Source organism: Mesorhizobium sp. M1409 (assembly GCF_040317535.1).
Classification (GTDB): Bacteria; Pseudomonadota; Alphaproteobacteria; order Rhizobiales; family Rhizobiaceae; genus Mesorhizobium.
This window is the reverse complement of sequence record NZ_JAMYKV010000012.1, coordinates 104,841-128,380: the sequence shown is the minus strand read 5'-3', so window position 1 is coordinate 128,380 and position 23,540 is coordinate 104,841. Positions and strand designations below refer to the sequence as shown.

The 23,540-nt window shown below is 63.6% G+C and carries 25 protein-coding genes; 12 read left to right on the top strand and 13 right to left on the bottom strand.

The features are described 5' to 3' along the window. Position 1: 1 nt before the first annotated feature. On the bottom strand, positions 2 to 790 hold the full coding sequence (locus NKG99_RS12815) for a lysophospholipid acyltransferase family protein (protein WP_352867935.1): 789 nt from the start codon (positions 788 to 790) through the stop codon (positions 2 to 4). Positions 791 to 906: 116 nt separating this feature from the next. Next, entirely contained in the window at positions 907 to 1,809 is a 903-nt protein-coding gene (locus NKG99_RS12810) for a LysR family transcriptional regulator (protein ID WP_352867933.1), read from the bottom strand. A 122-nt stretch (positions 1,810 to 1,931) separates the two neighbouring features. On the opposite strand from NKG99_RS12810, the gene NKG99_RS12805 reads away from it, so the two are divergent. Together NKG99_RS12805 and NKG99_RS12800 are read left to right on the top strand one after the other, a co-directional pair. Further along, positions 1,932 to 2,402, top strand: coding sequence for a nuclear transport factor 2 family protein (locus NKG99_RS12805; RefSeq protein WP_352867932.1), 471 nt, complete (start codon positions 1,932 to 1,934; stop codon positions 2,400 to 2,402). A gap of 21 nt (positions 2,403 to 2,423) precedes the next feature. Next, complete coding sequence (locus NKG99_RS12800) at positions 2,424 to 3,074, top strand: pyridoxamine 5'-phosphate oxidase family protein (protein ID WP_352867931.1); 651 nt, start codon at positions 2,424 to 2,426, stop codon at positions 3,072 to 3,074. Between the two features lie 4 nt (positions 3,075 to 3,078). Here NKG99_RS12800 and NKG99_RS12795 read toward each other — a convergent pair whose 3' ends face one another. The 3 genes from NKG99_RS12795 to ftsE all read right to left on the bottom strand — a co-directional run bounded on the left by NKG99_RS12795 (position 3,079) and on the right by ftsE (position 5,538). Beyond that, on the bottom strand, positions 3,079 to 3,804 hold the full coding sequence (locus NKG99_RS12795; protein ID WP_352867930.1) for a YdcF family protein: 726 nt from the start codon (positions 3,802 to 3,804) through the stop codon (positions 3,079 to 3,081). An 86-nt stretch (positions 3,805 to 3,890) separates the two neighbouring features. Continuing rightward, positions 3,891 to 4,886 (bottom strand): cell division protein FtsX, encoded by a 996-nt coding sequence (locus tag NKG99_RS12790; protein ID WP_352867928.1) that lies wholly within the window; start codon positions 4,884 to 4,886, stop codon positions 3,891 to 3,893. Continuing rightward, positions 4,879 to 5,538 (bottom strand): cell division ATP-binding protein FtsE, encoded by a 660-nt coding sequence (ftsE, locus tag NKG99_RS12785; RefSeq protein ID WP_010911739.1) that lies wholly within the window; start codon positions 5,536 to 5,538, stop codon positions 4,879 to 4,881. Before ftsE ends, NKG99_RS12790 begins: the two co-directional genes overlap by 8 nt. A 195-nt stretch (positions 5,539 to 5,733) precedes the next feature. Between ftsE and NKG99_RS12780 the strand changes: the two genes are divergently transcribed. From NKG99_RS12780 to NKG99_RS12770, 3 genes are all read left to right on the top strand, one after another. Continuing rightward, positions 5,734 to 6,375, top strand: coding sequence for a hypothetical protein (locus NKG99_RS12780; RefSeq protein WP_352867925.1), 642 nt, complete (start codon positions 5,734 to 5,736; stop codon positions 6,373 to 6,375). Between the two features lie 20 nt (positions 6,376 to 6,395). Beyond that, on the top strand, positions 6,396 to 6,938 hold the full coding sequence (gene hpt, locus NKG99_RS12775) for a hypoxanthine phosphoribosyltransferase (protein WP_352867923.1): 543 nt from the start codon (positions 6,396 to 6,398) through the stop codon (positions 6,936 to 6,938). A 75-nt stretch (positions 6,939 to 7,013) separates the two neighbouring features. Further along, on the top strand, positions 7,014 to 7,385 hold the full coding sequence (locus tag NKG99_RS12770; protein WP_352867920.1) for a response regulator: 372 nt from the start codon (positions 7,014 to 7,016) through the stop codon (positions 7,383 to 7,385). Here the strand turns inward: NKG99_RS12770 and NKG99_RS12765 are convergent, their stop codons facing one another. Then, complete coding sequence (locus tag NKG99_RS12765; protein ID WP_352867917.1) at positions 7,386 to 8,333, bottom strand: DMT family transporter; 948 nt, start codon at positions 8,331 to 8,333, stop codon at positions 7,386 to 7,388. It lies immediately after the preceding gene. A 208-nt stretch (positions 8,334 to 8,541) separates the two neighbouring features. Here NKG99_RS12765 and NKG99_RS12760 point away from each other — a divergent pair, with 208 nt between their 5' ends. After that, the gene (locus tag NKG99_RS12760) at positions 8,542 to 9,423 is read left to right on the top strand and encodes a LysR family transcriptional regulator (RefSeq protein WP_352867914.1); all 882 of its coding nucleotides are present in this window, start codon (positions 8,542 to 8,544) and stop codon (positions 9,421 to 9,423) included. Here the strand turns inward: NKG99_RS12760 and NKG99_RS12755 are convergent. The 3 genes from NKG99_RS12755 to NKG99_RS12745 all read right to left on the bottom strand — a co-directional run bounded on the left by NKG99_RS12755 (position 9,389) and on the right by NKG99_RS12745 (position 13,580). Further along, positions 9,389 to 9,715: a glyoxalase superfamily protein gene (locus NKG99_RS12755; protein ID WP_502910934.1), complete on the bottom strand. Its 327-nt coding sequence runs from the start codon at positions 9,713 to 9,715 to the stop codon at positions 9,389 to 9,391. The two genes, NKG99_RS12760 and NKG99_RS12755, sit on opposite strands and share 35 nt — an antisense overlap. 116 nt (positions 9,716 to 9,831) lie before the next feature. Beyond that, positions 9,832 to 12,420, bottom strand: a complete 2,589-nt coding sequence (locus tag NKG99_RS12750) for a TIGR02302 family protein (RefSeq protein ID WP_352867911.1) — start codon at positions 12,418 to 12,420, stop codon at positions 9,832 to 9,834. Between the two features lie 218 nt (positions 12,421 to 12,638). Continuing rightward, positions 12,639 to 13,580 (bottom strand): threonine/serine dehydratase, encoded by a 942-nt coding sequence (locus NKG99_RS12745; protein ID WP_352867908.1) that lies wholly within the window; start codon positions 13,578 to 13,580, stop codon positions 12,639 to 12,641. Positions 13,581 to 13,630: 50 nt separating this feature from the next. Between NKG99_RS12745 and NKG99_RS12740 the strand changes: the two genes are divergently transcribed. Then, a complete protein-coding gene (locus tag NKG99_RS12740; RefSeq protein WP_352659115.1) occupies positions 13,631 to 13,933 on the top strand; it encodes an ArsR/SmtB family transcription factor in 303 nt (100 codons plus the stop codon). 32 nt (positions 13,934 to 13,965) lie between these two features. Here the strand turns inward: NKG99_RS12740 and lysA are convergent, their stop codons facing one another. The 3 genes from lysA to argH all read right to left on the bottom strand — a co-directional run bounded on the left by lysA (position 13,966) and on the right by argH (position 17,031). Beyond that, positions 13,966 to 15,234, bottom strand: coding sequence for a diaminopimelate decarboxylase (gene lysA / locus NKG99_RS12735; protein ID WP_352867905.1), 1,269 nt, complete (start codon positions 15,232 to 15,234; stop codon positions 13,966 to 13,968). Positions 15,235 to 15,306: 72 nt separating this feature from the next. After that, positions 15,307 to 15,513 (bottom strand): lipoprotein, encoded by a 207-nt coding sequence (locus NKG99_RS12730; RefSeq protein WP_352867902.1) that lies wholly within the window; start codon positions 15,511 to 15,513, stop codon positions 15,307 to 15,309. A 117-nt stretch (positions 15,514 to 15,630) separates the two neighbouring features. After that, on the bottom strand, positions 15,631 to 17,031 hold the full coding sequence (gene argH, locus NKG99_RS12725) for an argininosuccinate lyase (RefSeq protein ID WP_352867899.1): 1,401 nt from the start codon (positions 17,029 to 17,031) through the stop codon (positions 15,631 to 15,633). Between the two features lie 34 nt (positions 17,032 to 17,065). Here argH and tlpA point away from each other — a divergent pair, with 34 nt between their 5' ends. Continuing rightward, complete coding sequence (tlpA, locus tag NKG99_RS12720; RefSeq protein ID WP_352867897.1) at positions 17,066 to 17,755, top strand: thiol:disulfide interchange protein TlpA; 690 nt, start codon at positions 17,066 to 17,068, stop codon at positions 17,753 to 17,755. A 64-nt stretch (positions 17,756 to 17,819) separates the two neighbouring features. On the opposite strand, the gene NKG99_RS12715 is transcribed toward tlpA, so the two are convergent. Further along, a complete protein-coding gene (locus NKG99_RS12715; RefSeq protein ID WP_352867893.1) occupies positions 17,820 to 18,860 on the bottom strand; it encodes an endonuclease/exonuclease/phosphatase family protein in 1,041 nt (346 codons plus the stop codon). Between the two features lie 244 nt (positions 18,861 to 19,104). On the opposite strand from NKG99_RS12715, the gene NKG99_RS12710 reads away from it, so the two are divergent. The 4 genes from NKG99_RS12710 (at position 19,105) to NKG99_RS12695 (ending at position 23,494) form a co-directional block, all read left to right on the top strand. Continuing rightward, positions 19,105 to 20,457: an extracellular solute-binding protein gene (locus tag NKG99_RS12710; protein ID WP_352867890.1), complete on the top strand. Its 1,353-nt coding sequence runs from the start codon at positions 19,105 to 19,107 to the stop codon at positions 20,455 to 20,457. A 111-nt stretch (positions 20,458 to 20,568) separates the two neighbouring features. Further along, entirely contained in the window at positions 20,569 to 21,453 is an 885-nt protein-coding gene (locus NKG99_RS12705; RefSeq protein WP_352867887.1) for a carbohydrate ABC transporter permease, read from the top strand. A gap of 7 nt (positions 21,454 to 21,460) precedes the next feature. Then, a complete protein-coding gene (locus NKG99_RS12700; protein WP_352867885.1) occupies positions 21,461 to 22,375 on the top strand; it encodes an ABC transporter permease subunit in 915 nt (304 codons plus the stop codon). Between the two features lie 18 nt (positions 22,376 to 22,393). Next, positions 22,394 to 23,494 (top strand): sn-glycerol-3-phosphate import ATP-binding protein UgpC, encoded by a 1,101-nt coding sequence (locus tag NKG99_RS12695; RefSeq protein ID WP_352867882.1) that lies wholly within the window; start codon positions 22,394 to 22,396, stop codon positions 23,492 to 23,494. Positions 23,495 to 23,540: the final 46 nt, after the last annotated feature.

Below are 23,540 nucleotides of genomic sequence, written 5' to 3'. Positions count from 1 at the left end.
CTCAGGCTTTAGCGCCGAGTTCCCGCAACCGCTTCACCGCTGTCGGCGGCAAGGCGGGTGGGTTCGGGCCGCGCGCCGCATCAATCAGGAACTGGTCGCAGGCAGCTTCCGTTTCCCCGATCAGCCGGGCCATGAATTCGTCCTTGCTCAGTCCCGGTGGAATCGGCGGCAGGAAGCGCGCCTTGATCGTGCCGGGGTAGCGCAGGAATTTCCGCCGCGGCCAATAAAGGCCGGCGACATGGGCAACCGGCACGACCGGAACGCCAAGCTGAGCATAGATTTCGACGATGCCGTATTTGTAGGCCGGCTCGTCGCCCGGCGCCCGGCGCGTGCCCTCGGGATAGATGATCAGCTGGCGAGGGTTGCGCGCCATCTCCTCCTTGGTCGCGGCGACCACGGCCTTCAGCGCCTTCGAGCGGCTGCCGCGGTTAACCGGGATCATCCGCATCTTCATGATGTACCAGCCGAAGAACGGGATCCAGGTCAGCTCTCGTTTCAAAATGTAGAGCGGGTCCTGGAGGAAGGGAAAGAAGGCGATCGCGTCCCAGAACGACTGGTGCTTGGGCGCCAGGATGAACGAGCCTGCCGGCAGGTTTTCCTGGCCGGTGATGTCATTCTTCGTTCCGGCGATCTTGTCAAAGAGCCACATCGAGGTGCGCGACCAGAATTTCGGCACGAACCAGGCGCGGTGACGGGGCGACAGGAAATAATAGGGGGTCCAAAGGATCATCTGGACGATCAGGTTGACGTAGAAGACGAAATTGAACGTCAGCGATCTGGCATAGAGCATGGGGGAGGCCCGGTGAGGAGGTGAGCGTTGGTTACACCAAGCGCGGGGAAAAAGGAAATGGCCGACGGGCGCTCCGATCGGCGATGAAGAGCGATCCGTCGACGGTCCAGGTTCCGCTACATCAACCGCGCCAGCCGCTCCTTCAGGCGCGGCGCGGCAAAATCGAGGAAGGCACGCAGCTTCACCGGCAACAGGCCGTGGCCCGCATGCACCAGGCTTACCGGCCATGGCGCCGGCTCGAACTCCTCCAACAGGACGCGCAGCGAGCCGGACCGCAGCGCGGCCTCGATCTGGTAGGAGAGCACTTTGGTCAGCCCGACGCCGGCGATCGCCGCGTCGATGGCCGCTTCAGCGCTGTTGACCTGAAGCCGTGAACGGACCTGGACCGGGATTTCGGCCTTGCCCTTGGTGAAGCTCCAGGTGGCGGCGGAAGCAAGTCCCTCGAAGGTGATGCAATCGTGTGTTTCGAGGTCCTCCGGGGTGATCGGCGTGCCGTGTTCGGCCAGATAGGCCGGGCTGGCGCAAACGACGCGGCGGATCGCGCCGACGCCCATCGCGACCAGGCTCGAATCGGGCAACTGCCCGATGCGGATGGCGAGGTCGAAATGGTCCTCGACCAGCTGGATTATGCGGTCTGCCAATGTCAGGCGTATGTCCACGTCGGGGTAGGCTGCGAGAAAGCCGGTGACGACCGGCAGCACGTGCAGGCGGCCAAAGACGACCGGCGCGGTGATAGCCAGTTCGCCGGTTGGAGCGCTGTATTCTCCGGCAGCCGTGCGTTCGGCCTCACCGACGTCGTCGAGGATGCGGCGGCAGGCGGCAAGATAGGCCTGGCCGGCATCGGTCGGCGTCAGCCGGCGCGTCGAGCGGTTCAAGAGGCGTGTGTTGAGATGGCGTTCCAGATCGGAAACCTTGCGGCTGACCGTTGCCAGCGGAATGCCGAAACGGCGGCTTGCCGCGGACAGGCTGCCGGCCTCCACCGCGGCGACAAAGAGAGACATTGCTTCGAGACGATCCACAGCTTCTTCCGGAAAATGGAAGGACGAGTTGCAAATATGTCATCTGCATCGGAACGATGGAAGGCTTTATATTGTTGTTGTCGGCCTGCCTGTAGCATGGCCACAACCTGCAAGGAGCAATCATGTCCGAAGCCCGGCCACCGCTGCCGCCGTTCACAGCCGAGACATCAGCGCAAAAGGCGCGCATGGCCGAGGATGCCTGGAACTCCCGCGATCCGGCACGGGTCGCGCTTGCCTATACGACGGACAGCCGCTGGCGCAACCGGGCCGAATTCCTGCAAGGCCGCGATGCGATCCAGGCGTTCCTGACGCGCAAATGGAGCCGCGAGTTCGACTACCGGCTGATCAAGGAGGTCTGGGCCTTCCACGACAACCGCATCGCCGTGCGCTTCGCCTATGAATGGCACGACGACAGCGGTTCATGGTTCCGCAGCTACGGCAACGAGAACTGGGAATTCGACGGACACGGCCTGATGCGCCTGCGTATCGCCAGCATCAACGACCTGCCGATCGGCGCGGCTGATCGTAAGTATCACTGGCCGCTCGGCCGGCGGCCGGACGATCACCCAACACTGTCGGAACTCGGGCTTTAGAGCAATTCCAGGAGGCTTTCGATGAACGCGCATGCTTTCACCAGCGACGTCGCCTTCACGCCGACCGTCAAGGCGATCCAGGCACGCAAGGGTTCACGCCAGTCCTATGCCCGCGTCGAGGAGCGTGGCGGCTGGCAAGCCGCGATCACCCCTGACGTTGCCGCCTTCATCGAGATGCAGACCAGCGTCTTCCTGGCGACGGCCAATGGCGATAGCCAGCCCTACATCCAGCATCGCGGCGGACCGGCCGGCTTCCTCAAGGTGCTGGATGAACACACGATCGGCTTCGCGGATTTTGCCGGCAACCGGCAGTTCATCACGCAGGGCAATCTGGCCGACAATCCGCAGGCCTTCCTGTTCCTGATCGACTATATGCACCGCCAGCGCATCAAGCTCTGGGGTACGGCGCGCGTTGTCGAGAACGATGCCGAGCTGATGGCGAAGCTGATGCCTCAGGACTACAAGGCCCGCCCCGAGCAGGTGATCCTGTTCACGGTCTCGGCCTGGGATGCCAATTGCCCACAACATATTCCGCAGCGTTTCGAGGCGGCCGACGTGGCGGCTGCACTCGGCGAGAGAGACAAGCGGATCGAGCGCCTCGAACGGGAGGTCGCGCGGCTCAAGGGGATGTCGGGCGCTGCCTCCAGGGCAGGCGCGGCCGCCGGGGAATAATGGTTCAGCCGCCGGCCGCGGTTTCGGCCAGCGCTATACCGGCTGGAGTTGGCTTCACCGGCACGATGCCACGCGCCAGCGCCAGCAAATATTTGTTGTACTCGGTGAACAGCACGCGCAATGCCCGCGGCTTGGTCAGCCAGCCGCCATTGTCGAGGTTGGAATTGACCACCGGATAGGGCTCAAGCTTGGCGCCATGCAGCAGCCGGCCCATTTCCAGCAGGCTGCGCGGCATATGATAATTATTGGTGACGAGGATCACCGTGCCATAGGCATGGCTCTCCACCCATTTGGCGCTTTCCTCGGCATTGCCGATCGTGTCGAGCGCGGCACGGTCGATGTCAACGCAGCAGGAGAACAATCGCTTGTCGCCACCGGTCGCCGCCTGCAGCTGACGACGGCTGGCGGAAGGATGCACGCCACTGATCAGCAGCCGCTCGCCCTTGCCCGACGCAAGCAGGTCCATCGCCGCGTCAAGGCGGGACTGGCCGCCGGTCAACACGATAATCGCGTCGGCCCTGGCTGGATTGGCAGGGGTCGTCAGGTGACTGACCTTGTTGGCGAACCAGCCGAAGCCGCCGGCAAACAAAGTCGCGAGGACGAGCAAGGAGAGAGCGGACATACGCAACGCGGCCCTTATCCGGCTCACTGTGCGGCGGTCATGCGAACGGGCAACCACCACTGGCATCTGCCCAGCCGTACCGGTTGAATCCCGCGCGTCCATCGCCATATGGTTAATCCTGAAATGCGACCTTGGGTAGTTAAAAGACGCACTTTGCGTTACGTGAATTCTCCATCCGTGATCTGTCCATGTCGTTAGCCCGCGTCCGGTTGGCGGACGTCGATGTCGCTGAGATAGGCAACGACGGTGGCGTGCGAGGTTGCCGCCGTCAGTCCGCCGATCACCAGCACCATCAAGACGACACCGAGATAGCCCGCCGAGCCGATGGCGAAATTGCCGAACAGGGCGGTCGCCTGGTCGGCCTGCGGCGTTGCCATGTTGCGCGACGACCACCAGGAAAAGGCGATGAAGACGAGCACAGCGGCCGCGCCGCCGGCTGCCGCGCCTTTCATGCCGGTGACCAGGAAATGCCGGCGAAACTCGCGTGCGATGAAGCGCGCTTCGGCGCCGACGAAATGCAGTACTTCGATGATGTGGCCGTTGCCGGCCATGGCGCCGCGTGTGGCGAACACCACGGTCAGCACGGTCGCCGACAGCATCAGCGCCAGCACGGCGATGCCGATGGTCACCGTCGTGCGGGCCATGGCCACCAGCCGGTCGACCCAGGTGCGGTGATCGTCGAGCGAGGCGCTCGGCAGTTTCGGCGTGATCGCGGCGCGCATGGCGGCGAAATCGGGTGGGCTGCTCTCGTCGATGGTGACGATGATCAGGCGCGGCACCGGCAGTTCGTCGATGTTAAGGCCCGAACCGAGCCACGGCTCCAACAGCCTGGCGGTCGCCTCACGATCGATGATCCGGGTCGCCTTGACGCCGGGAAATTCGCCGGCGATCTGCGAAGCCTGGGCAAGGGCTGCCTCCATGTCGAGACCGTCGACCGGCTTAACCTGGATCGTCGCCTCACGCGAGATCTGGTTCTCCCAGACGGAAGCCGTGTCGCGCACCAGCGTCACCGCACCGAAGGTCAGGCAGGAAAGGAAGGTCATGATGGCGATGACCAGCACCAGCGCCCGGCCGGCGATGTTCTGCGCCGGCACGATCGGTGCCATCCTGCGCTGGGCGCGCGGCCTTGCCTCGGTAGCCTCGGCGTCCTGCGTTCGTTCGACAAGATGTCCGGCGGACAGTTCAGTCATAAATGTCCAGCCTTCCGCCGGCCAGGATCATGCGGCGCGCGTCGACCTGTTCCATCAGGCCGAGATCGTGGGTGGCGATCACCACGGCGGTGCCGAGACGGTTGAGTTCGATGAACAGCCGCAGCAGGCGTCGCGCCAGCGGCGGATCGACATTGCCGGTCGGCTCATCGGCCAGCAGGATCTCCGGCTGCTCGATCAGCGCGCGGGCGATCGCGGCGCGCTGCTTCTCGCCGCCGGACAGAACCGGCGGCAGCACATGCATGCGCTCGCCCAGCCCAACCCACTTCAACAGTTCGGTGACATCGGTGCGGTAGCTCGCCTCCTCGCGCCCGCGCACGCGCAGCGGCAGCGCGACATTCTCGTAGGTGGTCATGTGGTCGAGCAGGCGAAAGTCCTGGAACACCACGCCGATGCGGCGCCGCAGATGCGGCAACTCGGTGCGCGAGATGCGCGAGCGGTCCTTGCCGAAGATGGTGATCAGCCCGCGCGTCGGCTTCAGCGACATGAACAGCAGGCGCAGCAACGTCGTCTTGCCGGCGCCCGAAGGCCCGCTCAGGAACTGGAAGGAGCGCTCCGGAATGTGCAGGGAGATGTCGCGGAGGATTTCCGGACCCATGCCATAACGGAGGCCGACATTTTCGAAGCGAATCAATTTCGGCGACCTGAAATTCGGCACGGCGGCGAGCCGGCCTGTTCTGGGTAAAGACCATCGGCCGGCATGGTTAACCGGCGGTTAATTCCTGCGTTCTTTCGGTTCGTCACGAGGGCTCCGGTGGGGAAGCGTTAACCATTTGTGTTTACGCAAAAAGAAACGAAAAGCGAACACGTTCTGCAATGCTGGGGCCATATGGCTGACGATCGAACCGCGCGCCCGGTTTCCGGCGAAATCATGACCGATCCGGCGGCAATTGCCGTAGCGGACCGGTTCATGCGTGGTTCGGCTGCCGACATCGTCGATGCCGACTATGTGGTGATGCCGCGTCTTGTCCCTGTCGTGGAAAGCGTTTTGCCGCTGCCGCGTGCGATCGTCACACCGGCCATCGAGGGCATGGACATGCTGCGCAAGCCCGAGGCCCCGGCGGAGCGGCCACCGGCCTCGCGCGGCGGGCCGATCTTCTGGGTCGCCGGCCTAGGGGCCGCCCTTGCCGCCTTCTGGGTCTCGGGTGGGCATGCGCTGGTGCGCCAGGCGCCGTTCCTGTCCGGCGCGCAGGCGTCGGCGCTCAGCATTTCAGGCGTCACGTCACGCATCGACGCCTCGGGGCCGAACCCAACGCTGTTCGTCGATGGCGAGGCCGCCAACGATGGTGCGAAACCTGTGCAACTGCCGCCGCTCGAAATTCGGGTGACGAGCAATGACGGGCGCACAACCCGCTATACGTTGGGGACATCCGGCCGCGCGCTGGCGCCGCGCGAAAGATTCGGCTTTGCCAGCCGGCTCGACGTGCCTAAGAACGGCGTAAGAACCGTTTTAGTCACTTTCGCTCAATAGGCGACTATCGAGGAACACCAATGCCAATCGTACGCGGCAAGGACATCGAAGTCCTGTTTTCAGCATCGGCGATCGCCCGGCGCAACCTTGAGCTCGCCAAGGAGATCGCCGGCCACGACTATCACGATCTGCTGGTGATTTCGGTGCTGAAGGGGTCGTTCATCTTCGCCGCCGACCTTATCCGCGCCATGCACGATGTCGGCCTGTCGCCGGAGGTCGAGTTCATCTTCATCTCCAGCTATGGCGCTGGCACCACCAGCGGCGAGGTGAAGGTGCTGCGCGACATCGACAATGAGGTCGCCGGCCGCGACGTGCTGTTGATCGACGACATTCTCGAATCGGGCAAGACGCTGAGCTTCACCCGCGACCTGATGCTGTCGAGGGGCGCCAAGAGCTGTTCCGTCGCCGTGCTGCTCGACAAGCGCATGCGCCGCCAGACCGCGCTCAATGCCGACTACGTCGGCTTCGACTGCCCCGACTATTTCGTCGTCGGCTACGGCATGGATGTCGCGCACGCTTTTCGCGAACTGCCGTTTGTCGGCGTCGTGAAAGGGGACGCGTGAGCGGCTTCCAAAAAGATCCACCGACCCTGCGCGCTTTCAGGAAAAGTCAACTTTTCAGCGCCAAGTATGCCGGTCATGGCAAAGCTTCTGATCGTCGAGGACGATGAGTCCGTACGCACCCTGGCCGCCCGCGCGCTTGAACGCGCCGGGCATACAATCGATATCGCGGCGGACGGCGCGCAAGGGCTTTCGCTGATCCAGGCCGCGCGTGGCGGCTACGATCTCGTCGTCTCCGACATCCGCATGCCGGAGATGGACGGCATCGAGATGGCGATCGCGGCGGCAGCGCTCTTTCCGGCGATGAAGATCATGCTGATGACCGGCTATGCCGACCAGCGCGAGCGCGCCGAGGAATTGAACGGCATCATCCTCGATGTCGTGCAGAAGCCTTTCACGCTGGCCGAAATCCGCTCGCGCGTCGAACGGGCTCTGATCTGCTTCGCCTGATCAGGCTGGATCGGCAGCAGTGAGCGCGGGTGGAGCGCTCTTGCGCCGTTCGGTGTTGAGCGCCAGCAGGCCGGCGCCGATTATGAGGGCCGCGCCGATCACGGTCGTCGACCGCGGCATTTCGGCGAAGAACAGGAAACCCCACAGCGGCGACCACAGAATGCCGGTGTATTCGAAGGTGGCGACGCGGTTGGCCGGCGCCATCCGGTAGGCCTGCGACAGCAGGATCATGCCGGCGGAAGCGACGAAACCGCAGGCCGCCATCTTGAGAAAATCGGGCAGCATCGGCCACAGCCAGGGCCGCACCAGGAATTCCAGGCTCGGGTGGACGGCATGGGTGATGCCGGCAAGGTGAAACGCGCCGGCAACCACGGCGGCGCCGACCAGATAGGCGCCGTTCTGATAGAAGGCCATGACGGTGGACGATTCGGTATCGCCTATCTTGCGGGCCATCAGCTGCGAAAAGCCATAGAGCGCCGCCGAGCCCAGCGACAGCAGTGCCGCCCAGTCGAACAGCCCTGCGCCCGGGCGCAGCATCACAAGGACGCCGAACAGCCCGATCAGCACGGTTGCCATCGTTTGCCAGGAGACGCGCTCGCCAAGATACGGCCCGGCCAGCGCCATGATGAACAGCGGCGCCATGAAGTAGAGCGCCACCGCGTCGGCGAGCGGCAAAGCGGCGATGGCGAGATAGTACATCGTATAGGAGGTGAACTGGATGAAGGCGCGCATCGTCAGCATGCCGAATCGCTTCGACAGGATCGCCCGCAGGCCGACATCGGTATGGACCAGAACAATCAGGATCGGCAAGGCGACGATCGATCGGATCGCCATCACTTCGGTCACCGGATAACCGCTCGACACGGCTTTGACGAGCGGGTCCTGCAACGAGAAGACCAGCACGCCGAGACACAGGCTCAGGATGCCGCGCACCATCCGGTTCCGCATGACGATTCCAGGCTCCAGTACCGCGACCGCAAGCTAAAAAGAACCCGCCACCGTTTCGGGCAGCGGGCACGAGTGAGGACTCTTGATTGGTCCGCGGCTGATTTCGCAGCCGCATATCCAATGGGAGTGGCCACTATCGTCCTGCGTTTGACATGTTGCAAACGAATTGGAATGATGCCAGCGATCAAATTTCCTTATGGCGGATTTCATGCGACCGACCCTCGACAGCGACCTCCTGCGCACCTTCGTGGCGATTGCCGAGACCGGCAATTTCACCAAGGCGGCGGAGCAGGCCGGCCGCACCCAGTCGGCGGTGTCGATGCAGATGAAGAAGCTCGAAGAGCTGATCGGCGACAGCCTGTTCGAGCGCGGCTCGCGCGGCGTCGCGCTGACGCGGCGCGGCGGCGAACTCATCGTCAATGCCCGCCGCATCGTCTCGCTGCTCGACGAGACGGCGGCTTCGATGGCGGCGGCGCCGCTTGGCGGGCCGGTGCGCATCGGCATTCCGGAGGAGTATGGCCACGCCATCCTGTCGCGCGCGCTCGGCGCCTTTTCGAAGCGCCACACGCAGGTCGAGGTCACCGTGCGCTATGCGCATTCGGGGGCACAGATAGCGGCGCTTGCCGCGGGCGAACTCGATCTGTGCGTGGTGTTCGAATGGCAGGATCCTGCCGGCGGCGAAGTGCTGATGCACGATCCGACCGTGTGGGTGACGTCGACCCTGCACCACATGCATGAGGAACAGCCGGTGCCGATCGCGCTCTACAACCGGGCAGGCTGGTGCAAGGACTTCGCCATCAAGTCACTGGAGCAGCGCGGTCTTGCCTATCGTGTCGCCTATACCAGCGACACCACCGGCGGCCTCAAGCTCGCCGTCACCTCCGGACTGGCGATCGCACCGATTTCGCGCAGCAACATTCCCGACGGCTGCCGTGAACTGACGACCGCGGACGGGTTCGGCGCCATCGATTCCTCGAATGTGGTGATGCACCGCAACCCGAATGCGTCAGGCGAGGCGATCGACGGCATGCAGGAGGCAATCCGCGAGGCGTTCGTCAACAGGCTGAATCAGCCGGCGGCATCCTCGTAGAAATGCAGGCGGTTGCCGAACGGGTCGGCGACCGATACCTCGCGGGTCTTCCATGGCGTTTTCTTCCAGGCCGGGCCTGGCGAAGCGGTATTTCTTGCCGATCAATTCGCCATGCAGCGCCGCGATATCCTCGACCCTTATGCGCACGGCAATGCCGAGGCACCGTCGCCGCGTTGTCGTCAAAGCTATGCCCCCACCGCACTTCGAAGCCGAGGAAGCCGACGTAGAATTCACGCGCCTTGGCAATATCGAAGATGCGCAGGATAGGGATGACAGCGCCAAGTTTAGGCATGGTGCTGCAACCGTCCGGGAGGGTTTTCGGGTGTGGTCGAGGCGGGGCGGCAATCCCTTTGTTGTTTTATCGCAATTCCGGACGGAAAACCGCTTCACACTTTTCCTGGAATTGCTCTATTTCAGCTCGAGCAGCCGTTCCAGATAGCTGCGTTCGATGTCGGGACTCAGCGCGTTGCCGAGCCGCTTGCGGATCGCTTCCAGAATCTGACGGGCGCGCTGCACATCGATCTCGTCGGGCACCTTCACCGAATCGCCGAAATCGGGCCCCTGGCTGGCGCGTGGCCGGCCGAGCGGGTCACGATCGGCATTCTGCTGGCGGCCGCCTTGTTCGCTGCCGCTCTGGTCGCCCTGCATGGCCTGCATCTGCTTCATCATGTCCTTGGCGCCCTTGCGGAGCGCTTCCAGCGCCCGGCCCTGATGGCCGACGGCCTCATCGCCTTCGCCCTCGCCGAGCGCCTGTTCGGCATTGCCCATGGATTTGCCGGCCTCGCCAAATCCTTCATTGGGCTCCATGCCCATGCCCTCGAGCCCCTTCTTCAACTGCTCGAGGTCGCTTTTCAGCTGGCCCTGACCCTGCTGCAGCTGCTTCAGCGCATCGGCGAATTCCTGCGGCGTCATCGGCTTCGGCTGGCCGCCCTCGTTCGGCTTGCCGTTTTCGCCTGATTGACCTTGTTGCTCGTCCTGGCCGAGCTGTTCGTCGCGGTTCTGTCCGCGCTGGCGTTCGCCGCGCTGCATCTGGTCCATGCGGAAGGTGTCGTTCATCATCTCCTGCTGGCGGCGCAGGATATCGCCGAGCTTGTCCATCTGCTGGCGCATCTCGCTATCCTGCTGGCCGCCTTGCTGCTGACGGCCGGCCTGCAGATTGTTCATCATGTCCTGCAGTTGCGACAGCAATTGCTGCGCCTTGTCGCGGTCGCCCGACTTCGCCAGATTCTCGATCTGATCCATCATGCGGTCGATATCGCTTTGGCGCAGTTCCTGGCCATTCTGCTGCATCTGCGGGGCGCTGGGATTCTGCTTGGCGCGCTCCGCGAATTCCTGCAGGAACTGGTTCATCGCCTCGCGCAGTTCCTTCATCGCCTTTTCGATTTCGGCGTCGCTGGCGCCATTCTTGATGGCGTCCTGCAATGCCTGCTGTGCCTGGCGCAGCCGCTTTTCCGCGGCCGAGAGATTGCCTTCCTCAATGCCGAGCGCGATTTCCCAGAGATAGGAGACCTCGCTGCGCAATTGATCGTCGCTGTCGGCCATCTTCAACCGGCTGCGGGCGCTCATGATGGCGAGGTAGTGGGACATGTTGTCGAACGTGTCTTCCGGCCGCAGCGTAATGGCGTCCATCAGGTCGAGCACGCGCGGCTTGGCATTGGCGTCGAGCGCGAGCAGGCGGCGCTGCTCGATCACGGCTCGCGCCAGCGGATTGGCGAACGGCCGCTCCGGCATCATCAGCGTCTTGGTTTCGCTTGATGCGGTGTGCCCGGCATCGTCGGTGGCAACCAGCGTCAGCTTGATGTTGCTGCCGGCCCAGACATGCTCGGTCAGGTCCTTGGAGGTCTTGGCCGCATTCGACTTGCCGCCGCGTCGCGGCAGCGAAAGCGGCATTTCAGGCGGACCATAGAGCGGATGCGCATTCGGTGCCTGCGGATCGGCGAGCGTGAACACCGTCTTGGCGGTGGCGGCGCCATAGTCGTCGTCGATCTGGTAGTTGAGTTCGAAGGCGCCGTTGGCGGCCCGCTTCGGCTCGCCGACGAAGCGGATCCGCGGCGGCTTGTCGGTTATGACCGCGAAGGCCCAGCGGCCGAGCTGATCCTCGCCCGATGTCAGCGTCAGCGTGCCGTCGCCGGTCAGCTTGCCGGTGAACTGGCGTATCTTGGACGGCGTCGCCGGGCTTGCCGCTGGCTTGGCTGTGGCGGCCTGCGGACCGGCCGGCTCGATGGCGCGGGAATTGCCACTCTTGTCGGCGTAGGCAAGCGTTTCCTCGCCCGAACCGCCGGTCACGCGCAACGACACATCGCTGCCTTCGGGAACGGTGAAGGTCGGCGTCGCCTGGTTGGCGTCGGCGGTCAGGAAGATCGGCGGCTTGCCGGTGTAGGCCGGTGGCGTCACCCAGGCGTCGATGCGCGGCGGCACGGTATCCTGCGCGCCACGGGCATTGAACCCGTCGCTGACTCTGCCGCCCGTCGGCCCGAAGGAGAAGGCGAAGGCGGTAACGAGCAAAAGTGCCGCCACCGTGCGCAGTCCCCAGGGGTCGCGCTCCGGCACCCGTGTGCGCGGCAGGTCGGCGCCGAGGCTGTCGAGCTTTCCGGCCATGCGCTTCTGGTGCTCGCGCCAGAGCGCTTGCGAGAAGCTGCTTTCCCTACCGCTAGGCCGGTCGGTCTGCACCAGCACCGGGCTGTGCAGCAATTGATTGGCCGCCTCGATGCGGCGGTCGATTTCGGCGGCGCCCGGCAGGCGGAAGAAGCGCAGGGGATAGAGCGCGGCCAGTGCCGCGATGGCGAAGGCGGCGACAAGGCCGATGCGCGCCATATCCGGCAGCCGGGAGAAGAGGCCGAGCCAGGAGGCGCTGAGGAACAGGCTGGCGACGATGACGAGCGGAAGCAGCAACGGCCAGCCGCGCTCGACCATCATCGAGACCCGCGTCGCCAGCCGGCTCAAGGCTAGGCGCCCGGCCAGGCCGCGATTGCTGCTGAAGGTGGGTCGTCGCGTCATCGGCCCTTCCTCGAGCCCTATTCCATCCCGAAAAAACAGGCATGGGGCTCTATCTCTTGAGCATGATCTATCCCAAAAACCGGATTCCACTTTTCGGGATCATGCTGTGGGCGGGCAGGATAGCCCAAGCCTCACGACTCGAAGAATACCAGCAAACACGGCAAAGGCGAGGCGGTTTGGAAAAACGTGAAGGCCGCTATTATAGTTCCATGCTGCAGTCAGAAGGTTGCCGGGTTCGCATTTGCCCCGCAGACCAGCACGGCGACGCGTTCGCCCGGCGCTGGCGAATAGCGGCCGGACAGGATCGCGGCAAAGGCGGCGGCGCCACCCGGCTCGGAAATGATGCGAACCCGGTTCCACAACGCCTTTTGCGCGGCGATGATGTCGTCGTCGCTGACCAGGATCGAGCGTTCGACAAAGGCCTCGGCGATCGGGAACATCATCTCGCCGACACGCTTTGGCGCCAGCGAATCGGCGGCGATGCCCTCGGCCGGCGCATCGACGGGGTGTCCGGCCTCAAAGGCGCGGTAAAGCGTTGGTGCCCCTTCCGGCTCGACGGCGATGATGCGGATGCGGCCGGCAAACCAGGCAGCGATGCCGCCGATCAGGCCGCCGCCGCCGACGGCGACCAGCAATGTGTCGATCTCAGGCAAATCGCTCTCGATTTCCAGCCCAAGCGTGCCCTGGCCGATCAGCGTCTCCTGCTGGTTGAAGGCATGGATCTGCAAGGCGCCGGTTTCCTCGGCGAACCGTTCGCTGGCGGCCAGTGCCTCGGCATAGCGGGCGCCGCCGACGATCAGATCGGCGCCGTAGGAGCGGATCCGCTCGAGCTTGGCCGGCGGGCTCACTTCGGGCACGAAAATGGTCGCCTTGTGGCCAAGCCGCATGGCGGCATAGGCGACGGCAGCACCATGGTTGCCGCCCGACGCGGCGACGACACCGGCCTCGGGAACCGGCCGTTCCAGGAGATTGGTGAAGGCGCCGCGCGCCTTGAACGAGCCGGAATGCTGCAGGCATTCGAGCTTCAGGTCGATCGCCAGCGGCGGCCGGTCGAAGTCGGCCATGTCGACGCGCAGCACCGGTGTGTGGCGCACATAGGGACGGATGCGCGGTTCCATCGCGGCAATGCGCTCGCGTGTGACAGTGTTGCCGTTCGTCATCGACGTCTCCTCGGGATTGACAGTAATTAGTAACTTGGCAAAATGGCTAAATGCAAGAGGTCGATGTCTTCAAGGCGATTGCCAACGAACGCAGGCTGCAGATACTCGACTGGCTGAAGGATCCGCGCGCGCATTTCCCACCCCAGGCGGATGGCGATCTGGTCGAGGACGGCGTCTGCGCGCTGCTGATCGCCGAGAAGCTCGGCATCACACAGGCGACGCTCAGCGAGCATATGCGCGTGCTCACCCAAGCCGGCTTGTTGCGTGCCAGGCGCATCAAGCAATGGACATTCTATCGCCGCGACGAGGATAGGATCGCCGAAACAAGGGCGCTCATCCAGAACCGGCTATAGCGCTACCGTCGGCGTTCGAGACGATGTGGCCTCTATGCGAGCCAATCGGGTACGGAATCCAGCCCGATCAGGTCGTCATAGGACAGGCGCGGACGCACGACGTGGAAGCGGTCCCCGTCGACCAGAACTTCCGGCACCAGCAGGCGGGTGTTGTAGGTGCCTGCCTGCACCGCGCCATAGGCGCCGGCGGTGAAGACGGCAATCAGGTCGCCGGACTTCAGCCTGGGCAGATCGCGGTCGAGGCCGATATAATCGCCGGTCTCGCAGACCGGGCCGACAACGTCGACCATCATGCGCGGCGCGTCGGCCGGCGGCTGCACGACCGGACGGATGTCGTGGAAAGCATCGTAGAGCGTCGGTCGGATGAGATCGTTCATGGCGGCGTCGACGACCAGGAAGTTCTTGGCGTCGCCTTCCTTCACGAAGATCACTTCCGAGACGAGGATCCCGGCATTGCCTGATATCAGCCGGCCCGGCTCGAACATCACCTTCAATCCGAGCTTGCCGACATGCTTCCTGACGATCTGGGCATAAGCATCGGGGAGGGGCGGCGGATTGTTGTCGATGCGGTAGGGAATGCCGAGGCCTCCGCCGAGATCGATATGCTCGATGACATGGCCGTCAGTTCGCAACGCGCCGACCAGATCGACAAGCAGGGCGAAGGCGTCGTCGAAAGGCTGCAGCTCGGTGATCTGGCTGCCGATATGGGTGTCGATGCCGGTGATCTTGATGCCGGGAAGCTTTGCCGCGCGGGCATAGACCTGACGCGCCTTTTGCCACGGAACGCCGAACTTGTTCTCGGCCTTGCCGGTGGAAATCTTCTTGTGGGTCCTGGCGTCGACATCGGGATTGATGCGCAGCGAGATCGGCGCCACCTTGCCGAGCGCCACGGCTCGCGCCGACAGGAGCTCGAGTTCAGGCTCGGATTCAACGTTGAAACAGAGGATGCCGGCGGCAAGGGCAAAGTCCATTTCCCGTGCGGTCTTGCCGACGCCCGAAAACAGGATCTTGCTTGCCGGGATGCCGGCGGCCAGCGCCCGGCGCAACTCCCCTTCCGAAACCACGTCGGCGCCGGCACCGAGCTTCGCCAGCGTCCGCAGAACGGCTTGGTTGGAATTGGCCTTCATGGCGTAGCAGACCAGCGTTTCGAGCCCGGCAAAGGCCTGCGCGAACACCCGGTAGTGCCTGGTCAACGTGGCCGTCGAATAGCAGTAGAACGGCGTGCCGACCTGCGCGGCGATATCGGGGATCGCCACGTCCTCGGCATGGAGCACGCCGTCGCGGTAGTCGAAATGGTTCACGAGAGTGGTTCCGGAAGTTGGAGCACGATGAGATCGGGTTTAGAAGGACCAAAACCCAGTCGCATGGCTGCTCTAGATCAGCGGGTCGAGGATGAACTTCTTGTCCTCGACCGGTTTTTCCGGCTCCGGCGGTACTGGCTGGTGCGCCTTCGAGGCATCCTTGCGCGCTTGCACGGCTGCCTCATAGGGCGTGTCGAGACCGCCCCTCCTGCCGCAGGCCGAAACGGCCGCGATCGCCGCCAGAAGCGTCAGAGTCACCCAAATCCTGCTTCCGGTCATCGATCCATCCGTCCGAAACGTTTGCCAGCCGCCGCTTTTAGCCGAGTTCTCGGCGTATTGCACCCCGGATATTGCTGGTCGCAATATCAGGGATATTGCTGGTCGCAGCAGCCGGAATCACGCTTTCGCCAGTCGCTTTTTCCAGGTGCGGATCTGTTTCCTCACTTCCGACGGCGCGGTGCCGCCGAAACTGGTGCGGCTCTTGACCGAGTTCTGCACCGCCAGCACCGAAAATATGTCCGCCGTGATGGCGGGATCGATCGACTGCAGATCCTCCAGCGAAAGCTTCTCCAGCCCGACCTTCTTCTCTTCGGCCAGAGCCACCGCCCGGCCGGTGACATGATGCGCCTCGCGGAACGGCAGGCCGAGCGTGCGCACCAGCCAGTCGGCAAGATCGGTCGCTGTCGCGTGACCCGCGCCGGCGGCCTTCTTCATCGCGGCCGCGTTGACCGTCATGTCCGAAACCATGCCGGTCATCGCGGCCAGCATCAGGTCCAGCGTCTCGGCGGCATCGAACACCGATTCCTTGTCTTCCTGCATGTCCTTGCCATAGGTCAAAGGCATCCCTTTCATCACCGTCAGCAGGCCGACCAGATGGCCGGTGACGCGGCCTGTCTTGCCGCGCACCAATTCGGCCGCATCTGGGTTCTTCTTCTGCGGCATGATCGAGGAGCCGGTGGAAAACGAGTCCGACAGCCTGACGAAGCCGAACTGCGGCGTCGACCAGATGATGATCTCCTCGGCCAGTCGCGACAGATGCGTGGCGCAGATCGCCGCCATGCCGAGGAACTCCAGCGCGAAATCGCGGTCCGAAACGCTGTCGAGCGAATTGCGCATCGGCTCACGGAAGCCGAGCGCCTTGGCGGTCCGGTGGCGGTCGATCGGGAAACTGGTGCCGGCGAGGGCCGCGGCACCGAGCGGGCTTTCGTCCATCCGCTCGATTGCATCGCGCGCACGCGACAGGTCGCGCGAAAACATTTCGACATAGGCCATGCAGTGATGGCCGAAGGTCACCGGTTGGGCCGCCTGCATATGGGTAAAGCCCGGCATCACCGTCGCCGCATGCTCCTCGGCCCGCTCCAGCAGTGCCTTGATCAGCCCTTTCAACGCCTCGGCGACACGAAAGCACTCATCCTTGACCCACAGTCTCAAGTCGACCGCCACCTGATCGTTGCGCGAGCGGGCGGTGTGCAGCCGGCCGGCCGCCGGACCGATCAGGTCGGCAAGGCGCGCCTCGATATTCATGTGGATGTCTTCCAGCCGGGTCGAGAACTCGAAGCTGCCGGCCTCGATCTCTTTCAGGATCGTGTTCAGCCCGTGAGCGATTTTTTCTTGATCGGCCGCCGAAATAATGCCCGTTTGCGCCAGCATCTCGCTATGGGCGATCGAGCCTTTGATGTCCTGCGCATAGAGTTTGCGGTCGAAGGAGATCGACGCGTTGATCGCTTCCATGATCGCGGCCGGACCCGAGGCAAAACGTCCGCCCCACATCTGGTTGCTGGTTTTCTTGTCGCTCATGGCTATAACCCGTGCTTCGGAGCAGTTTGAGAAAATGGCAGACGGCAATAGATTCTTCCCGGCCTCGCGCCTGATCCTCGCCGCCTTGGTGGCGGGCGCGCTGGCCGGCGCGGTCGCGGTATATGTCAGCGAGAGCCGGTCTGGCAACAATGCACCGGCACAAGCTGTCGTCGGCGACAGCAAGGACGATGTCGCCTGCGCCGCCAAGAGCGATCGCGCCAAGAAGGTCGCGGCCTCGGCCACCGGTCAGGTCGCTGCACTGTTGCCGGCCGATCCGCCGCAATCCTTGAAAAGCCTCGCCTTTAACGGTCCGGACGGCAAGCTGATGACGCTTGCCGACCATGCCGGCAAGACGGTGCTGCTTAATTTGTGGGCGACATGGTGCGCGCCGTGCCGCGCCGAAATGCCGGCGCTTGATGCGCTGCAGAAGGAAATGGGCAGCGATGCCTTTCAGGTGGTCGCCGTCAATGTCGATGCCGGCGACGATGTGAAGCCGAAGAAATTCCTCAGCGATACCGGCGTCACGACGCTCGGCTATTACCGGGATTCGACGATGGCGCTGTTCAATGACCTTAAGAAGCGCGGCCTCGCGCTCGGCCTTCCCGTCACCATGCTGATCGACGGCGAGGGCTGCCTGCTCGCCCATATGAACGGCCCGGCCGAATGGTCGGGACCGGACGCCAGGAGACTGGTCGAGACGGCGCTCAAGCCCGAAAGCTTCTAGCGTCGGGTTTTTCCGGAGAAGGGCGACTGACTACTTCTCTGGTGTAGCCGGCTGGCCGCGCTAGTCAGGCGATGCGAACCGTCACGACAATTGCTTCATGATCGGAGCTCGGGCTGCCGTCCGCCAGCACAGCCGGAAGGACGGCGGGGGCTGTTGCGACAAGGCCGCGCGTGAAGAACCAGTCGATGTGGCCGGTCGGGGTAGGATCGCCGAACTCGCGCCGCTGCGTGGGCAGGTCGAGCCTGTTGGCGGCCTTCCAGTCGTAACCGCGCCCGGCGAAGACCGCGAACAGCGGTTCATGGCGTTCGACATCGATCAGCCGATCAGGCTCGGCCGCGATGCGCGCCGCCCAGGCGTCGGGATCGTCGTGGCGGTCCTCATGGCTCGATGTCAGCGTGTTGAAGTCGCCGCCGAGCAGCACCGGCGCCTCTGGATCATATCTGTCGATGGCATCGAGAAGATGGCTGACCTGGATGGCCCGGCCGGCGGGATCGGTGCGGTTTTCCAGATGCACCGAGACGACCGTCACCCTGCGGTCGCCGATCCGCACCTGGCCACCGATGGCCATGCGCCCGCCGATTCGCGGCTGGCCCCGCTCCGGCAGGAACCAGCCGCCAGCCGCGTCGAGGCGGACCAGGAAAGGGCGAAGCAGCGGGATGGCGCTGGTCACGGCATTGCCGTGGAAGCCTTCCGTATTCTGGACGGCGCCGGTTGCAGCCTGCTCAGTCTCATTGCCGCCGCCGAGCTCGACGAATTCGACGCCATAGGCGAAGGCATGACCGAGACGGTCGGCAAGGGCGCGCAAGGGATGGCCGTTGCCTGAGCGCGCCATGCCTTCGTCGACCTCGGACAGCAGCACGACATCCGGTGACTGGTCGGCAAGCGTTGCCGCGATGGCATCGCCATGGCGCAGCCGTTCGACGTTCCAGGCCACGACGGTGAGCGTTTCGCCCGTGCCTTCGCGTGAAGCCTTACCGCCGATCTCGATCTGGCCAAGTGCCGGTGTGGCGCCGGCCAAACGAAGATGGGTGGCGCTATCACGGGGACCGTCGCGCATGGCCTGGCGCTCGGCGAGTGGAACATGTGTCAGCTGTGGCACCAGCATTTCATTCATCCCTTTAGCCGGATAATCATGACTGCTCTTCAGGTCTTTACGTCCTTGACAGCCGCCCTAGCTACCTAGAGCGCCGGCATGACATTTTCATGCCGGCGCAACCGCTGGAGGGAGGAGAGACAGGCTGTCCACAGGCCTGAGGGGCCACAGCAGAACTGTCACATACCTTCTCTAAGAGAGCGGGCAAGGACTTGCGCAAGACCCTTGTCAACAGCCACTCAAGAGGGAAGAAATCATGACCATCATCAAGCGGGGCTTTGCCGCCCTTGCCGTAGGCGCGCTCAGCATCGCGCTTGCCATGCCCGCCGTCGCAGAGCCGGTGAAATTCGATTTCTGGTTCGGCCTTTCGGGCGACCTTGCCCGCGTCGTCGACACTCTGTGCAAGAACTTCAACGCCTCGCAGGCCGACTATGAAGTCGTCTGCACCAGCCAGGGCAACTACGACGCCACGCTGCAGAACACGATCGCCGCCTTCCGCGCCGGCAAGCAGCCGGCCGTCGTCCAGGTCTATGATGTCGGCACTGCCACCATGATGCTGTCGGGCGCCTACAAGCCGGCCGACAAGCTGATGGAAGAAAACGGCTACAAGATCGACTACGCCGACTATTTCCCCGGCATCGCCCGCTACTACGCGACCTCGAAGGGCGAGATGCTGTCCTTCCCGTTCAATTCCTCGACCGCGCTGATGTACTGGAACAAGGACGCCTTCGCCAAGATTGGCAAGACCGAAGCGCCGAAGACCTGGGAAGACGTTGGCACCGATCTTCAGGCAATGAAGGACGCCGGCTATGAATGCCCGATGGCGATCAATATCTCGGCCAACGAAAGCTGGCAGCTGATGGAGCAGTTCTCGGCCATCCACAATCAGCCGATCGCCACCAGGAACAATGGCTATGACGGCCTCGACGCGCGTCTGGAAGTCAACAAGACCAAGTTCGTCCAATACGTGACCGACCTAAGGAAGTGGTATGATGCCGGCCTGATCAAGATCAAGTCGAAGGACCTCGGCCAGGACATGGTCCAGGCCTTCGCCTCCGGCACCTGCCAGGTCATCATGACTTCGGTCGGCGACCACGGCACGGTCGGCAAGACGCAGAAGGCAGGCATGAACTGGGATGTCGCCGAATTGCCCGTCTATGCCGGCACCGAGCGCAAGAATTCACTCGTCGGCGGCGCTTCGCTTTGGGTTCTCTCCGGCAAGTCGGATGCCGAATACAAGGGCGCGGCCGCGTTCCTCAACTTCATCCATGACCCCAAGACCGCCCTGTTCTGGTCGACCAACACCGGCTACATCCCGGTGACCAAGTCGGGCTTCGACTACATGAAGTCCACCGGCTTCTACGACAAGGCGCCCTACAAGGGCCGCGAAGTCGCGATCGCCAGCCTGACCGCGTCCGAGCCGACCGAAATCACCCGCGGCGTGCGGCTGGGCAATTTCACCCAGATCCGCGCCGAGTTCGGCACCCAGATGCAGGCGATCTTCGCCAACAAGGTCAGTGTCCAGGAAGGCCTCGACACGCTGGTCAAGAATGGCGACGCCATCCTCGACCGCTTCCAGCAGACCTATCCGGGCAAGACCCTGCCCTGACCCACAGGCGATTTTCAGGCCGCCCGTCGAGCCTCATGCTTGAGTCGACGGGCGGGTGTTTCGCGTATCTAATGCACACGTGACTGGCCGTTGAGCGGCATCGGCGGACCGATGGAAAAACGCGTTACCTTTGGCAGCTGGACGATCGGCATCCTTTTCGCGGTGCCTCAGCTCCTCTTGATCTTCACCTTCTTCTACTGGCCCGCCGGTCAGGCCGTGTACTGGTCGCTGACGCTGCAGCAGCCTTGGGGCGGCGGCAACATCTGGGTCGGGCTCGATAATTTCCGCTCGATCCTCTCCAATACCGACTACTGGAACTCGATCATCGCCAGTGTTGTCTTTGCCGCCGTCAGCACCGGGCTTGCGATGTTCATTGGCCTCGTGCTGGCCGCCTTGACCGATCGGCAACTTGCCGGATCGCGTTTCTATCGCGTGGTGCTGATCTGGCCTTACGGCATCGCGGCGCCGGCGCTGGCAATGGCGTTCCGCTTCATCCTTGCGCCGGAAGCCGGCTTCATGGCCGTCGTCAACCAGGTCTGGCCCGGCTTCTGGGATCCCGGCCTTGACGGCACAGATGCCATGGCCTCGATCATCATCGCCTTTTCCTGGAAGTATGTCGGCTACAACTTCATCTTCTTCCTCGCCGCGTTCCAGGCCATTCCGCGTTCGCTGATAGAGGCAGCCGCAATGGACGGCTCCGGCGTCGTCAGGCGCTTCTGTGACATCCAGTTCCCGCTGATCACGCCGACGATCTTCTTCCTGCTGGTCATCAACATCACCGAGAGCTTCCAGGATTCCTTCGGCATCGTTGACATCATGACCGCCGGCGGCCCTGCGAACGCCACCAATCTGATGGTCTACAAGATCTATTCCGACGGCTTCAAAGGCCTCGATTATTCGGGCGCCGCCGCGCAGAGCATCATCCTGATGGTGCTCATCGTCGTGCTGACCATTTTCCAGTTCCGCTTCATCGAGCGGCGCGTGCACTACAGGTGATGCCGATATGGTAGAGCGCACCCCCTTCCTCAATTTCTTCACGCATCTGATCCTGTTCATCGGCTTCGTCTTGTGCGTCGCGCCGTTCGTGATCGTCGCCATCGCGGCGTCGCACAATCTCGGGGATGTCAACGACGTACCGATGTCGCTGCTGCCGGGCAGCGACTTCTGGCTGAACATCAAGACGGCCTGGACGACGGCCGACCTCGGCCCCAAGCTTCTGAACAGTTTCATCATGGCCGTCGGCGTCGCGGCGGGCAAAGTGATCATATCGGCGCTCACCGCCTTCTCGATCGTCTATTTCCGCTATCCCGGCCGCACCTTCATATTCTGGCTGATCTTCGTGACGCTGATGCTGCCGCTGGAAGTGCGCATCGTGCCGACCTACGCGGTCGTCGCCAATGTGCTGTCGCCCTATCAGACCATCCTCGACCTGACCGGAATCAGCTGGCTGATCGAGAAGGTATCGGGCGTCCAGGTTTCGCTCAACCTCGGCCTTCTCAATTCCTATACCGGCCTGATCCTGCCGCTGGTCGCGACCGCCACCGGGACCTTCCTGTACCGGCAGTTCTTCCTCACCGTTCCGGATGAACTGACCGAGGCCGCGCGCATGGACGGCGCCGGCGCGCTGCGTTTCTTCATCGACATCCTGCTGCCGCTGTCGCGCAACAACATGGCCGCGCTTGGGACCATCATGTTCCTGTGGGCGTGGAACCAGTATCTGTGGCCGTTGCTGATCACCACCGACCAGTCGCATGCGACGGCGGTCACGGAACTCAAGCAGCTCATCCCCAATGTCGGCGGCATTCCGGAATGGAACATCGCCATGGCCGGAACGCTTATCGTCATGTTGCCGCCGCTGATCGTTGTCGTGGCCATGCAGCGCTGGTTCGTGCGCGGCCTGATCGCCACCGAAAAGTGACCTGAAAGGAGACGAAAGATGGCCTCCATCACCATTCGCGACGTCAAGAAAAGCTACGCCAAAATGCAGGTCGTGCATGGCGTCGACCTCGACATCGCATCGGGCGAATTCGTCGTCATCCTCGGGCCATCAGGCTGCGGAAAGTCCACGCTGCTTCGGATGATCGCGGGACTGGAGGACATATCCGGCGGCGAGATCGCTATCGATGACACCGTGGTCAACAATTTGGAGCCGCGTGAGCGCGGCTGCGCCATGGTGTTCCAGAACTACGCGCTCTATCCGCATATGAGCGTAGCGCAGAACATCGGCTATTCGCTCAAGGTCGCGGGCGTTGCCGCCGCCGAGCGCCAGCTGCGCATCCAGGCGGTCGCCCGCACGCTGGAGCTCGAACATCTGCTCGACCGCAAGCCGATGGCGTTGTCCGGCGGCCAGAGGCAGCGCGTCGCCATGGGCCGGGCGATGATCCGCGAGCCCAAGGTTTTTCTCTTTGACGAACCGCTGTCCAATCTTGACGCGAAACTGCGCGTCCAGATGCGCTCGGAGATCCGCAAGCTGCATCGCCGGCTGAAAGCGACGTCTGTCTTCGTAACCCATGACCAGGTCGAGGCGATGACGCTTGCCGACCGGCTGGTGGTGATGAATGGCGGGCGCGTCGAACAGGTCGGCACGCCAGCCCAGATCTACAGCCGTCCGGCCAGCCGTTTCGTCGCCACCTTCGTCGGTGCGCCGGCCATGAACATTCTTGAAGGCACAGTGGACCTCGACGGGGTCTCGCTGCTCGCCGGCAGCCGGCATCTTGCCGTTCCGCGCGCCGGCCTGGCGGTCGGCACGCAGGTGGCGGTCGGTATCCGGCCGGAAGCCGTGCGGCTGGTGGCGCCGGGCACCGCAGGCGCGCTCAATGCGACCGTCGACCTGATCGAGGAACTGGGCGCGGGCCGCGTCATCTATGTCGATCTAGACGGCGCGCCGTTTTCCGTCATGACCTCGGAGGCCGTCCACCCGGAACCCGGCAGCGCGGTGGGTCTGCGGTTTTCGCCCGACGATCTGCATTTCTTCTCGTCGGATGCGGGAACCCGTCTCGAGGTCTTCAAGGCTTCGGTGCCGGAACCGGCACTTTGATTTCTGAAGCCATTGTCGCCGATGACTGGACCGGCACCACCGGCAA